The sequence below is a fragment of the Bradyrhizobium sp. UFLA05-153 genome, from assembly GCF_054185185.1.
The window spans coordinates 1-13,126 of sequence record NZ_JBBIAM010000031.1 but is presented as its reverse complement, the minus strand read 5'-3'; the positions used below and the strand labels follow the sequence as shown (position 1 = coordinate 13,126).

Sequence of the window (13,126 nt, the reverse complement as noted above, 5' to 3'; positions counted from 1 at the left end):
GATCGTATGCTTCCATGTCGCGGCGGAGGCGAGGGCGCTCCGCCGCTACGATCAGATGGAGAGCTTGCATGCGCATCGAACCGGTCTTCCTGTTTGACCTCGACGGCACGCTGGTCGACAGCGTCTATCAGCACGTTCTCGCCTGGAAGCACGCGCTCGATGCCGAGGGCATCGAGCTCTCGGTCTGGCGCATCCATCGCAAGATCGGCATGAGCGGTGGTCTCTTCACCAACCAGCTCCTGCGCGAGATCGGGGTGGAGATCAGCGAGGAGCGCATCGACCGGCTGCGTCGCGCGCATGCGGCATCCTACCAGCAACAGGCGGGCCAGATCCGCCCGCTGCCGGGCGCGCGTGAATTGCTGCAATGGCTGTCGGAGGCGAAGATCCCGTGGGCGATCGCCACCAGCGGCCGGATGGAGACCGCGGCCGTGAATCTCGCCTCGCTCGGCGTCGATCCGCAACGCACGCCCGTGGTGACGCGCGACCAGGTCAAATATGCAAAGCCCGATCCCGATTTGTTTCTCGCGGCAGCCGCGCGGCTGAACGCGCCGATCGAGACGGCGGTCGTGGTCGGCGACAGCGTCTGGGACATGATGGCCGCCGTCCGTTGCCGCGCGCTTGGCGTGGGCCTCTTGAGCGGCGGCTACGGGCCGGACGAGCTGCGCCAATCCGGCGCCTTCCGCGTCTATGAAGATCCGGCCGACATGCTGCGCCGGATCGATGAGGTCGGCGGCCGGCGCTAAAGCCGGGAAGAGGAGAAGGGCGCCCGCCTCGAGATGAACCTTCCCGTGGAACCCGGACACAAAGACCGGTGACAGCCCTTACCCCACGGGATCGTTATGACCGGCGCAGATACTTCGGCCGCATCCTTTGATACACCTCCACCCGATGAGGCCAAGCGCGGCTCGTTGCGACGCTGGCTGGAGCCGTTTGTCGTCGGACTGGCGCTGCTCTCGGCCCTCCTGACCTTCGTGGTCCTGACCGACATGACCCGGATCGAACCGACCCCGAAGGTCGTCAGATCCTTCCTCCTGATCAACGCCGGCACCATCCTGCTGCTGGGCGGCGTCATCTTTCGCAAGGTCCGGCAGATGGTGCAGGCGCGCCAGCGGGGGCGGGCGGCGGCGCGGCTGCATTTCCGGATCGTGGGGCTGTATTCGGTGATCGCGGTGCTGCCGGCGGTGCTGGTCGCGATCGTTGCCAACGTCACCATCGAGCGCGGCCTCGACCGGCTGTTCTCCGGCCCGACCAGGGAGGTGATCCAGAACTCGCTGACGATTGCGGGCGCCTACGTCCAGGATCACGCGCAGCTGATCCGCGGCGACATATTGGGAATGGCGAACGACATCGCACACGCTCGTCCGCTCTATGACCAAGACCGGCGGTCGTTTCGCGAACAGCTGACGGCAAGCGCCGCGGCGCACAACCTGCCCACTGCGGTGCTGATGGACAAGGACGGCACCGTTATCGAAAGCGCCGATACCGGTGTTCGGCTCGCCTATTCGCCTCCCGCTCCGGAGTTCCTGAGCAATGTCGGTGAGAGCAAGCCCGAAATCGCGGTCCTGCCGGAGAACAATTACATGGCGGCCGTGATCCGGCTCCGCGCCTTCAACGACACCTTCCTCTATATTGCGCGTCAGCTCGACCCTCGCGTCGTGGCGCAAGTCAAGCGGACAGAGCTGGGCGTCGCCGAATATGCCCGGATCGAGTCGCGCCGGCTCGGTATCCAGGTCGGTTTCGCGGTGATGTTCGCAGTGATCGCGCTGACCATCCTGATGGCCTCGGTGCTGATCGGATTCAATTTCGCCAACTCGCTGGCCAGCGCCATCGAGGCGAAGGACGTAGATCCGAAAGCCCGCGAAAAAGCCGAAGAACGGCGCTAGCGCCGGCGCAAGGCGAGGGCGCCCGCCTTGGAATGAACCTTCCCGCGGAACTCCGGCACAAAGACTGAAGACAGCTCCTCACCCGGCGGGATCGTTATGAAGTGGCTTAGCCTGCTCTGCTTGCTCATGTGCGTCACTAGCGCAAATGCTGCCGGTTCCGAGCAGCGCTACCTCGAGCAGCGCTACCTCGACCTGCGCGATCGCTACATCGAAAAATTCTCCAAAGCGCCGGAGAACGACGAGACCTCCAAGCAGCACGAGGCGGCGCTCAAGGAGCTCGCGGGGGTGTTGCGCGGCCGACTCGGGCCTGTCGCGATCAAAGGGCTTCCGGCTGACCCACAGTCCAATGTCGACACCCTCTTCAAGGGCGACTCGGGCTTTGGCCATCTTGACGGACTCGCCTTCTACTCCAAAGCCGACAAGACGGAGGCCGTGGTGACGACCATGGCTCTGCTCAAGCACTGGCTCGGCGAGCACCGCGAGGACGGCATGCCGCAGGAGATGGGCGCCGCGTTCAAGTCAGACCGCTTCTATTACTCTGCGATCCAGGACGCCGCCTTCGCCAAATATGCGGAGCTGCCGATCGCCAGGCCTGCAGCGGCGAGCGTCGCGGTCGCCGTGCTGGGCTTGCGCGGCAACGGCGACATCAAGGGGCCGCCGAGCGAAATCGACGTGGTCGTGATCCAGGGCGAGAATGTCTATTTCGTCGCCGTCCGCGACGCCGTGAAGACAGCCGAGATCCCGGCCTGCGAGCAGGTCTGGAAACAGATGATGGCAAAGCCCATCAACAAGAAGGACCCGCGGGGCGATATGACCCGTGAGGATCAGGCGATGGCCGCGTTCACGGCATGCTTTGCCAAAGCGGCGCCGAACCAGAGCTGGTTCGCCAGCGCCGTCAAGAAGGCGCAGAGCCAGATCGAGCTATTGCCGCTGCGCTAGTCTTGGTGCGCGTCTCGCCGAAAAAAACCGGGCGATGCTCCTGAAAGCATGACCGAACCGATCGAAGCTCTATTTGCCTTTGCGCGGTGTGATCATCTCCAGTTCGATCGCATTGCCCATCGCGGCATATCCGGCGCGGTTGGGGTGGAGCTTGTCACCCGGTCCACCCGTCGATGAATTAGGCTGCATCGCCGCCTTGATCTCACCGGTCGCGGCATCGAACGTCGCCGAGTCGAAATCGACGACTCCATCGAAAATCTTGCTCGTGCGCAGGAACTCGTTGAGTGCCTTGCGCTTGGCGTCGACCTCAACGCGGCCATGCGTCGCGATGATGCTGTGCAGCGCCGATGTCAGGGTCGCGGCAACGATCGTCACGCCGGGGATGCGCTCGCGCAGCCGCGCGACGCCGTTGGAATAGCCGTTCTCCACCGTTTCCACGGCCGCGTCGGCGGCCCCGAAGTCGTTGATGCCTTCCATCCAGATCACCGCGGCGACGCCCGGCAGGCTGATGACGTCACGGTCGAGCCGCGAGATCGCCGAGGGGCCACCCGCAAACGGCTTGTCCGGGGAATAATCCGACGGGCCTGCGACCTGGTTGCCGCCGATGCCCTGATTGACGATGACGTAGTCGTCACCGAAACGCGCATGCAACCGGCGCGACAGGACATCCGGCCAGCGGTCATCGCCGTTGATCGTGGTCCCGGTACCGTCCGTGATCGAATCGCCGAAGGCGACGATTAGTTGGGTGCGATCGGCGACGCTCATGTCGACCTCATCCAGGAAGTACCAAGAGGTGGTCGAGAACGGGAAGCCGGTCTCGGCGATCTCGCTGCTCCTGGAACCATCGCCGGGCGCGGTCAGATAGGATGTGGTCAGCGCCTTCGCGTGCCACGTCATCGGACCGCTCTCTCCGGTCACGTGGAAGCTGACGGCAAGCTTCCGGCCCCTGAGCAGCGCCGCGGTGGAGGGGCCGACAAACCCCAGCGTGACGGGATCGGAGACGACGCTTTCGCCCGCAGGGATCGTGATGCTGGACTTGCCACCGAACTGAGCCGCGACATTGGTGCCCTCGACAATCGCGGCGCCGCTGTGTTGCAAGCCGACGAATACGTTGTCGAACGTCACCGGCCGGGTTCCAAACACGTTCGATAGCCGAATGCGGGTTTGGCCTCCCCACACATCAGGCCGAACGACGAGGCGAAAGCTCTGATCCCGAGCGCCCAGCTCCGGAGAGGGGAAGGCAAATCGGAGTTCGGGCTGCGCCGTCGCATTTCCTGCCGGATAGGGCCCTTGGGCCGAGCCTGTCCAACTCGCGATCCAGCGGTCCGCACGCGCCGGCACCGACAACGCAAGCAGGGCAACAACGGCCACCACGGCGCGCACAAAACCTTGCATCAGCGTCTCCTCCCGGTGCCATTTTTGGTTGCGGGCAGTCTGCTCCCAAGGTTGCCGCCAGGCAAGATGCGCTGCGCTCACGCCTCATGGCCCGCGGAGATCTGCGGCTGAAAGATCTTCAGCGAGGACATGGGCCCGCTAGTCGTGAATCCCCTCGGCGGCCGCCAAGGGATCGTAGGACGGGCTCCTGATCAACTCGTGCAACTGGCGCCGCCGCACGCCCATGTTTCCGCCGTCGTAGAGCGGGAAGCAGAGGGCATCCTGCATCAGGCTCGCGAGCGGATGCATATCCGTGTAGCTGTCGACGCCGACCAGCCTCATGGCATCGTAGACGACCTGCACGGCGAGCTCTGAGCAATACACCTTGGCCATGTGGGGAAGCTCGTGATCGCTTCCTCCGGACAGATCGAATTGCTCGCAGGCTTTCCAGCTCAGGTAACGGGCTGCCTCGATGCGCATCTTGATGTCGGCCAGCATGTACCCGACGTTCTGGTGCTCGATCACAGGAACCGGTCCAGATCGCCTGTCCGTGCGCGCGAAATTCAGCGCGCAATCAAACGCAGCGCGCATGACGCCGACCGTCGCGGCCCCGATCAGCGCAGCCGTCCATGCGAAGGCGGTGCCGATGATCTTCCCGCCCTGGCCGGGGGACCCGATGATGTTGCGCGCGGGGACGCGAACATTCTCGAAGCGCATGCGGGGTGAAATCGTGGCGCGATGGCCCAGAGTATCCAATATCCCGGTCACCTTGATCCCGGGCGTGTTGCCGGGGACCATGATGACCGCCAGCGACTCGGCTGGTCCCTTGCCAGGATCGGTGCGGCAGACGACGGAGTAGAGGTGGGCGCCTTTGCCGTCCCACCCGGTGCCGTTGGTCGTGTAGTGCTTCTCGCCATTGATGACCCAGTCATCGCCCTCGCGAATGGCGAAGGTGCGGACCCCGAACCTTGGATCGGGCGTGTCGAAATTGGCGCCTCCCGTGACCTCCGTGAATGCCAGCGCAGCGAGTCTCATGCCGTCTTCGATGAACGGCTTGAGGAATTCCGACTTTTGCAGCTCGGTTCCGAACCGCAGGACCGGCTGCAATCCCAGCCCCGTCGCCAGCACGGCCGATGGGACGTTGATATCGACGCGCGCAAGCTCTTCGGCACCGAGAGCGAAGTTGAGCGTCGACATTGCTGCGCCGCCATACTCTGCTGGAATAAGCGCCTTGACGAAACCAGCTTCGACCATTTTCGCGTAGAAAGGACGCGTCGCGTAGAAGCGCTCGTCCGGCTTGGCGTACTCGTCGATTTCCGGCTTGACCGCCGTCAGCACGGATTCCGCGAAAGCCCGCGCACCCGACCTGATCGCGAGTTGATCGGTGCTCAGCTTGAAGGTTACAGTCATTTGGCAGCTCCGGTTCGCGTGTGAACTGGCTGCCAGTTTCGGCCGTGGCGCAGCATCGCTTCTTGGCAATGAGAGAATGAAAACTTGGCCGTGAGCGAACGGCGATGGCCTCGATCTTGCTTGATGGACACAAGCCAAAGCCGCCATGCCAGGCGGAGAGGTGGGTCTGATGCAAATTTGGAACACCGAAGAGCTGCCCGACCGCGAACAGTTTGCCTATTGGCGCGAAGTGCTGTGCGAGGCCTTCGTGACGCTCAGGCCCGAGCTTGCCGAGCGACGAGACCTGCGGCGGTTTCCCAGCCGCGTAACGGCTCAGCCGCTTTCGACCATCAACGTGACGACCGTCCAGTCAAAGGCTCACCACGTCATCCGCGGGGATGCGGAGATCAGAAAGTCGCCCCGGGAGGTGTATTTCGTGAACCTTCAACTGGCGGGGCGCTGTCGCTACGAGACGGAAGGCAGAGAGACCATCGTTGGACCGAACCAGTTCGCCATTGTCGATTCGACGCGGCCGTATTTTCTCGATTTCATGGACGATTGGGACGTATTTTCGTTTCGCATCCCGCGGCACATGCTGCGACCATTGCTGCAGGCGCCCGACCGGTCGACGGGAATCTGCGTCTCGAACACCGGCGCTCTGGGCGAGATCACGATAAGCTTTCTCAAATCGCTCGCCGGCCGCGTCAGTGATCTGCCTGCGGACGCAGCGGAGTCCCTTGCCCTCGATCTGGTGAATCTGGTGGCGCTTTCAGTCGGCGGGACGGAGGAGGCGCGAATGGGTCAGCGCCAGTCCCTGCACCGCGGGCTTCACGCCGCCATCCTGAAGTTCATCGACGCCAACCTCGCCGATCCCTCGCTCTCTGCCGCCTCCGTCGCGACGCATTTCCGGATTTCCACCCGCTATCTGCACAAGGTGTTCGAGGAGTGGGAGCACTCGTTCGCGCAAACCGTGCTGGAGCACAGGCTGCTCCGCTGCGCGGCCGAACTTGAGGGACCAATGGATATGCGGGTCTCCGACATCGCCTTCCGCTGGGGCTTTGGCGACCTCTCGAATTTCAATCGCAATTTTCGCCAGCGCTTTGGACTGTCCCCACGGGATTATCGGCATCGGCGGCGGACCTGACGGATATCGGAGCCACGCCGCTAAAGCGCGCTACCGCCGAGATTCCAACCGCGGCCGGCTTCGCCAAAGATCTCGTAGCCCGTCGGCGTCACCACGACGGTGTCCTCGAGCTTGATGAAGCCGCGCTTGGGATGCTTCATGGTGGTCTCGATCGACACCACCATGCCTGACTCCAGCGGCAGCCGTGCGTCGGGATCATCGTAGGGAACCGGACCCTCGGCGGTCAGGCGAGGGGCCTCGTGGCTGACGAGGCCCATGCCATGGGCCAGGAAATCGGTGCAGTCGCGCTGGCTGATTTTCGCGAGCTCTTGCTCGGCCGCAGCATAGATCGCACCGCCAAGCGCGCCCGGCCGCACGGCGGCAAAGGCGGCGCGCTGGACGGCCTCGATCTCGGCCAGCAGGTCCTTCAATTCACCATCCGGCTCGCCCAGCACGGCCATGCGGGCGAGGTCGCCGATATAGCCGTGATAATTGCCGCCGGAGTCGAGCGAGAGCACATCGCCTTGCTCCCAGCGCTGCGGCGACGGCGCCCGGTTGTGGCTGTTGCCGCAGGCAAGCAGGCAATATTCGAAGGTCAGCCCGCGCTGGGCCTCCGCGATGCGCAAGGCGTCGGACAGCTGCTGCTTGGTCGTACCCGGGCCATGCTTCGAAATCACCTCCAGCATGGACGCGATCACGAGCTCTGAGGCGGTCTTGAGCTTGGCAAGCTCGGTGTCCGACTTGACTGCACGCAGGCGCTCCAGCAGCAGGAGCGCGTCCCAGAGCTCGCCATCGGCTAGGGTGTCGGCCAGCGCATGCCCGGCGTCCATCGGCAGAAACGCCATCTCGACCCCAACCCGCTTCATCGGCACGCCAGCGTCCTTCAAGGCGTCGACGGCGCGCGTGACGGCATCGACCGAGCCGTTGGACTCGGTCTTGACCTGCGGCACCCATGGTGCCGCCACCGCGCGCTGATGGGTCTCCAGGCGGTGCCCGACATAGATGGCCTTCCCGGGCTCGCCTTTGGGATAGGCCAGGACCGGCAGGTACCGGCTGACGCCCAGCGCATCCATGTAGTCGAAGAAGATCGCGCGCTCGGCGCCCAAGAGGTACTGCACATTGTGCTTGGAGGTCGCGATCAGCACATCGAGGCCGGCGGCCTCCATGAGACGGTCGAGCTTGGCGGCATCGAATGGAATGGCCCGAGACTCAGGCCCGCGCGCGACATGCTTCGGCATGATGAGACTCCCAGGAACAGCGGTCTTTGCCGCCTGTGTAGAGATTGGCCTTGGGCTTCGCTTGGAGAGTTAATTGTGAGCCGGGAGCGGGGTTCTGGGTAGCTGCGGAAATATCCGGCCTGATCTGCAAGCCCATATCCGTAATTCGCATAAGGTATATTATGGAATATTTTTATATCGAATTAGATCAGATATTTACACGGAATTCCTGACAGCACGCATTCGGTTGAGCTCCCAAATCGTCACAGCCGTTGAGCCTGGTGGCCGCTAACGGGCGCTACTTTGCATGGGGTTGTTTTGCCAGGTTTTGTGGTGAGCCCGCACCTCCGAAAGCCGATATTGCCGCGGCCCGGCTCCGCTGCAATAAGCGACACCTCGCGAGATCGCAGATGACCTCATGGCCTTCCGTCCGTATAGGTTTGCATCTCAGAACAACAACAAACCTTTTGGGAGCAAACCCCCGATGAGCTTTTCCCGACGCACGCTTCTCAAGGCCTCCGCCGCGACCGCCGTTGTTAGCGGTATCGGCGCACCCCATGTGGCGCGCGCCCAGACGGCCGAGTTTTCGTACAAATACGCCAATAACCTGCCGGACACCCATCCGCTGAACATCCGAGCCAAGGAGATGGCTGCGGCGATCAAGAGCGAGACCGGCGGCAAGTTCGACCTCCAGATCTTCCCGAACAACCAGCTCGGCTCCGACACCGACATGCTGAGCCAGATCCGCTCTGGTGGCGTCGAGTTCTTCACGCTGTCCGGCCTGATCCTTGCGACGCTGGTGCCAGCGGCCTCGATCAACGGCATCGGCTTCGCGTTTCCGGACTACGACACGGTCTGGAAGGCCATGGACGGCGATCTCGGTGCCCATGTCCGCGGCGAGATCAAGAAGGCCGGCCTCGAGGTCATGGACAAGATCTGGGATAACGGCTTCCGGCAGACCACGTCCTCGACCAGGCCGATCAACGGCCCGGACGATCTGAAGGGTTTCAAGATCCGCGTGCCCGTTTCGCCGCTCTGGACCTCGATGTTCAAGGCGTTCGACGCGGCGCCCGCCTCGATCAATTTCAGCGAGGTCTATTCGGCGCTCCAGACCAAGGTCGTCGAGGGCCAGGAGAACCCGCTGGCGATCATCTCGACCGCAAAACTCTACGAGGTGCAGAAGTACTGCTCGCTGACCAACCACATGTGGGACGGCTTCTGGTTCCTGGCGAACCGCCGCGCCTGGGAAAAGCTCCCTCATGACGTGCGCGACATCGTTGCCAAGAACATCAATGCCGCCGCCATCAAGGAACGCGCCGACACCGCCAAGCTCAATGCCAACCTTCAGCAGGAGCTGGCCGGCAAGGGCCTGACCTTCAACCAGCCGGCAACCGCGCCGTTCCGCGACAAGCTGCGCAGCGCCGGCTTCTATGCCGAATGGAAGGGCAAGTACGGCGATCAGGCCTGGGACCTCCTGGAAAAGGCCGTCGGCAAGCTGTCGTAACGCCTCAAGATCAAGGCCGTCATGGCTCATATCGAGGTTCAGGTGACCGAGGTGGTGGGCGAGGTGACCGTGCAGTCCCCTCGCCGACCTTCGTTTCTGGCCTCGCTGGAGCGCCTGCTCGGCTTCATCGTCGAGATCCCGGCGGCGATCCTGGTCGTCGCCGAGATCGTCATCCTGTTCGCCGGCGTCGTCGCGCGTTACGGATTTCACCGGCCGCTGATCTGGTCGGACGAGCTCGCCTCCATCCTGTTCCTGTGGCTGGCGATGCTGGGCGCCGCGGTGGCGTTCCGCCGCTCCGAGCACATGCGCATGACGGCGATCGTCGCGAGCGCGCGCCCGGCGATGCGGGCCTATCTCGATCTCGTAGCGGTCTGCGCCGCGCTGGCGTTCCTCGTGATGATCGTCTGGCCGTCCTACGATTACGCCTATGAGGAAAGCTTCATCACCACGCCGGCGCTGCAGATCTCGAACATGTGGCGCGCCGCGGCGCTGCCGGTCGGCATCTGCCTGATGGCGGCGTTCGCAGTGCTGCGCCTGCTGCGCGCCGCCGACTATCGGACCGTGCTGACGGCCGCGCTGACCGTTGCCGTCGTCGTCGGTTCGTTCTGGCTCGCCGAGCCGTATTTGCGGCCGCTCGGCAATCTCAACCTGGTGATCTTCTTCGTCGGCGTCGCCGGCTTCTGCGTCTTTGCTGGCGTTCCCATTGCGTTCGGCTTTGGCCTTGCGATCTTTGGCTATCTCGCGTTGACCACGCGCACGCCCGTGATGGTGCTGGTCGGGCGGATGGACGAGGGCATGAGCCATCTGATCCTGCTCTCGGTGCCGCTGTTCGTGTTCCTTGGGTTGTTGATCGAAATGACCGGCATGGCCCGGGCCATGGTGGCCTTCCTGGCGAGCCTGCTCGGCCATGTCCGCGGTGGGCTGCATTACGTGCTGGTCGGCGCCATGTATCTGGTCTCCGGCATCTCCGGCGCCAAGGCAGCCGACATGGCCGCGGTCGCGCCGGTCCTGTTCCCCGAGATGAAGCAGCGCGGCGCCAGGCCCGGCGATCTCGTCGCCCTCCTCGCGGCCACCGGCGCGCAGACCGAAACCATTCCGCCGAGCCTCGTGCTCATTACCATTGGCTCAGTCACGGGCGTCTCGATCGCGGCCCTGTTCACCGGCGGCCTGCTGCCCGGCGTGGTGCTGGCGCTGACGCTCTGCATGCTGGTCTGGTGGCGCTACCGCCACGAGGACATGGGCCATGTCCGCCGCGCCACGGCTGGCGAGATCGGCAAGACCTTCGTCATTGCCCTGCCCGCGCTGGCCCTGCCCTTCGTGATCCGCTACGCGGTGGTCGAAGGCATTGCGACCGCCACCGAGGTCTCCACGATCGGCATCGTTTACGGCGTCCTGGTCGGCCTTTTGATCTACCGCCGCTTCGACTGGCGGCGGCTGTTTCCGATGCTGGTCGAGACTGCGGCGCTGTCCGGGGCGATCCTGCTGATCATCGGCACCGCCACCGGCATGGCGTGGGGCCTGACGCAATCCGGCTTCTCGCGCTCGCTCGCATCAGCCATGACCGGGCTGCCCGGCGGCTCGGCTTCCTTCATCGCGGTTTCGATCCTGGCCTTCACCATCCTCGGCAGCGTGCTGGAGGGCATTCCGGCCATCGTGCTGTTCGGGCCGCTTCTGTTTCCGATCGCGCGCGCCGTCGGTGTGCATGAGGTGCACTATGCCATGGTCATCATCCTCGCCATGGGCATCGGACTGTTCGCCCCGCCCTTCGGCGTCGGCTATTATGCCGCCTGCGCGATTGGACGCGTTGACCCCGCCGAAGGCATCAGGCCAATCTGGGGCTACCTGCTGGCGTTGCTGGTGGGATTGATTATCGTTGCGATCTTCCCGTGGATTTCGATCGGATTCCTTTGAAGAGTTGAGGGAGTGTGCCGATGAATAAGAGGCAGAACCACTACAATATCGGCCTGGACAAGACGCCCGCCAACTACGTGCCATTGAGCCCGTTGAGCTTCCTCGCGCGCAGCGCCGCCGTCTATCCCGACCATGTCAGCACCGTCTATGAAAGCCGCAGCTTCACCTGGGCCGAGACCTATGAGCGGTGCCGGCGCTTTGCATCGTACCTGGCAGGCAAGGGCATCGGCGTCAGCGACACCGTGGCAGCCATGCTGCCGAACGTACCTGCGATGAACGAGGTGCATTTCGCGGTCCCGATGACCGGCGCGGTGCTCAATGCTTTGAACATCCGCCTCGACGCGCCCTCGATCGCGTTCCAGCTTGATCACGGCGGGGCCAAGACCATCCTGGTCGATCCCGAGTTTGCCGGTGTCATCACCGATGCGCTGGCGCAGATGAAGGGTCCAAAGCCGTTTGTGATCGACGTCGACGACACTTCATTCAAGGGCGGACAGCGTATCGGCGAGATCGAGTATGAAGCAGCGGTCGCGCAGGGCGCCCCCGGCTTCAACGCGATCCCGCCGCAGGACGAATGGGACGCGATCGCGCTGAGCTACACCTCGGGCACCACGGGCAATCCCAAGGGCGTCGTCACCCATCATCGCGGCGCGTATCTCAACGCCGTCAGCAACATCCTCGCCGGCAATCTCGGCCAGCATCCGGTCTATCTCTGGACGCTGCCGATGTTCCATTGCAACGGCTGGTGCTTCCCCTGGACCATTGCCGCATCGGCCGGCATCAACGTCTGCCTGCGCAAGGTCGAGCCGACCAAGATCTTCGAGCTGATCAAGACGCACGGCGTCACGCACATGTGCGGCGCGCCGATCGTCTACAACACGCTGATCAACGCGCCCGATGCGCCCAAGGGAAATGCCGCGCGGCGCATCGTTGGCCTGATTGCGGGCGCGGCGCCGCCCGTCGCCGTGCTCGAAGGCGCCGAGAGCATCGGCATCAGGCTCACCCACGTCTACGGGCTCACCGAGGTCTATGGCCCCGCCTCCGTCTGCGCCGAGCAGCCGGGCTGGGATGAACTGTCCGCGCCTGAGCGCGCGCGTATGAAGCGCCGGCAGGGCGTGCCCTACCCGCTGGAGGAAGGCGTCACCGTCATCAATCCGCAGACCATGCAGGAGGTGCCGCGCGACGGCGAGACCATCGGCGAGGTCATGTTCCGCGGCAACATCGTGATGAAGGGCTATCTGAAGAACGAGAATGCCACCAAAGAGGCCTTCGAAGGCGGCTGGTTTCACACCGGCGATCTCGGGGTGCTCGACGAGCACGGCTACGTCATCATCAAGGACCGCTCCAAGGACATCATCATCTCCGGCGGCGAGAACATCTCCTCCGTCGAGGTCGAGGACATCCTTTACAAGCACCCGGCCGTGCTGTTCGCAGCCGTGGTGGCAAAACCCGACCCGAAATGGGGCGAGGTGCCCTGCGCCTTCGTCGAACTGAAGGACGGCGCGAGCGCCAGCGAAGCCGACATCATCGCGTTCTGCCGCTCGCATATGTCGGGCTTCAAGACCCCGAAGGCCGTGGTGTTCGGGCCGATCCCGAAGACGTCCACGGGCAAGATCCAGAAATTCCTGCTGCGCAACCAGGTGGACTCGGCGAAGGCGATATCAGCCTGATTCGCCTGTTGCGTGCGATCGGGGCTCGGGTTCCCGTGAAAGTCCGGAAACGGCCGGAAAAGATTTGAAAAAAATCCCGGCCTGCCTACGGTTTCACAACTGTCTCTTATACACAT

The 13,126-nt window shown here is 63.8% G+C and carries 9 protein-coding genes and 1 pseudogene; 7 read left to right on the top strand and 3 right to left on the bottom strand.

Annotated elements, in window-relative coordinates; genetic code table 11:
* Window positions 1-68: 68 nt before the first annotated feature.
* From Q2941_RS19925 to Q2941_RS19915, 3 genes and pseudogenes are all read left to right on the top strand, one after another.
* Window positions 69-743: an HAD family hydrolase gene (locus Q2941_RS19925; protein ID WP_458193499.1), complete on the top strand. Its 675-nt coding sequence runs from the start codon at window positions 69-71 to the stop codon at window positions 741-743.
* A 96-nt stretch (window positions 744-839) separates the two neighbouring features.
* Window positions 840-1,829 (top strand): annotated as a pseudogene (locus Q2941_RS19920) (PAS domain-containing sensor histidine kinase); the annotation flags it as partial.
* A gap of 150 nt (window positions 1,830-1,979) precedes the next feature.
* Window positions 1,980-2,822, top strand: a complete 843-nt coding sequence (locus tag Q2941_RS19915; RefSeq protein WP_458193498.1) for a hypothetical protein — start codon at window positions 1,980-1,982, stop codon at window positions 2,820-2,822.
* Between the two features lie 69 nt (window positions 2,823-2,891).
* Here Q2941_RS19915 and Q2941_RS19910 read toward each other — a convergent pair whose 3' ends face one another.
* Together Q2941_RS19910 and Q2941_RS19905 are read right to left on the bottom strand one after the other, a co-directional pair.
* On the bottom strand, window positions 2,892-4,217 hold the full coding sequence (locus Q2941_RS19910; protein WP_458193497.1) for a GDSL-type esterase/lipase family protein: 1,326 nt from the start codon (window positions 4,215-4,217) through the stop codon (window positions 2,892-2,894).
* Between the two features lie 138 nt (window positions 4,218-4,355).
* Complete coding sequence (locus Q2941_RS19905; RefSeq protein ID WP_458193496.1) at window positions 4,356-5,606, bottom strand: acyl-CoA dehydrogenase family protein; 1,251 nt, start codon at window positions 5,604-5,606, stop codon at window positions 4,356-4,358.
* A gap of 169 nt (window positions 5,607-5,775) precedes the next feature.
* On the opposite strand from Q2941_RS19905, the gene Q2941_RS19900 reads away from it, so the two are divergent.
* Window positions 5,776-6,729: a helix-turn-helix domain-containing protein gene (locus Q2941_RS19900; RefSeq protein WP_458193495.1), complete on the top strand. Its 954-nt coding sequence runs from the start codon at window positions 5,776-5,778 to the stop codon at window positions 6,727-6,729.
* 20 nt (window positions 6,730-6,749) lie between these two features.
* Here the strand turns inward: Q2941_RS19900 and Q2941_RS19895 are convergent, their stop codons facing one another.
* Complete coding sequence (locus tag Q2941_RS19895) at window positions 6,750-7,946, bottom strand: M24 family metallopeptidase (protein ID WP_458193494.1); 1,197 nt, start codon at window positions 7,944-7,946, stop codon at window positions 6,750-6,752.
* Window positions 7,947-8,409: 463 nt separating this feature from the next.
* On the opposite strand from Q2941_RS19895, the gene Q2941_RS19890 reads away from it, so the two are divergent.
* From Q2941_RS19890 to Q2941_RS19880, 3 genes are read left to right on the top strand one after another with little or no spacing between them, the layout of a single operon-like run.
* A complete protein-coding gene (locus Q2941_RS19890; protein ID WP_027523280.1) occupies window positions 8,410-9,429 on the top strand; it encodes a TRAP transporter substrate-binding protein in 1,020 nt (339 codons plus the stop codon).
* 21 nt (window positions 9,430-9,450) lie between these two features.
* Window positions 9,451-11,340 carry a TRAP transporter large permease gene (locus Q2941_RS19885; RefSeq protein ID WP_027523281.1) on the top strand — a complete coding sequence of 630 codons (1,890 nt, stop codon included), beginning with the start codon at window positions 9,451-9,453 and terminating at the stop codon, window positions 11,338-11,340.
* Between the two features lie 20 nt (window positions 11,341-11,360).
* A complete protein-coding gene (locus tag Q2941_RS19880) occupies window positions 11,361-13,010 on the top strand; it encodes an acyl-CoA synthetase (RefSeq protein WP_458193493.1) in 1,650 nt (549 codons plus the stop codon).
* Window positions 13,011-13,126: the final 116 nt, after the last annotated feature.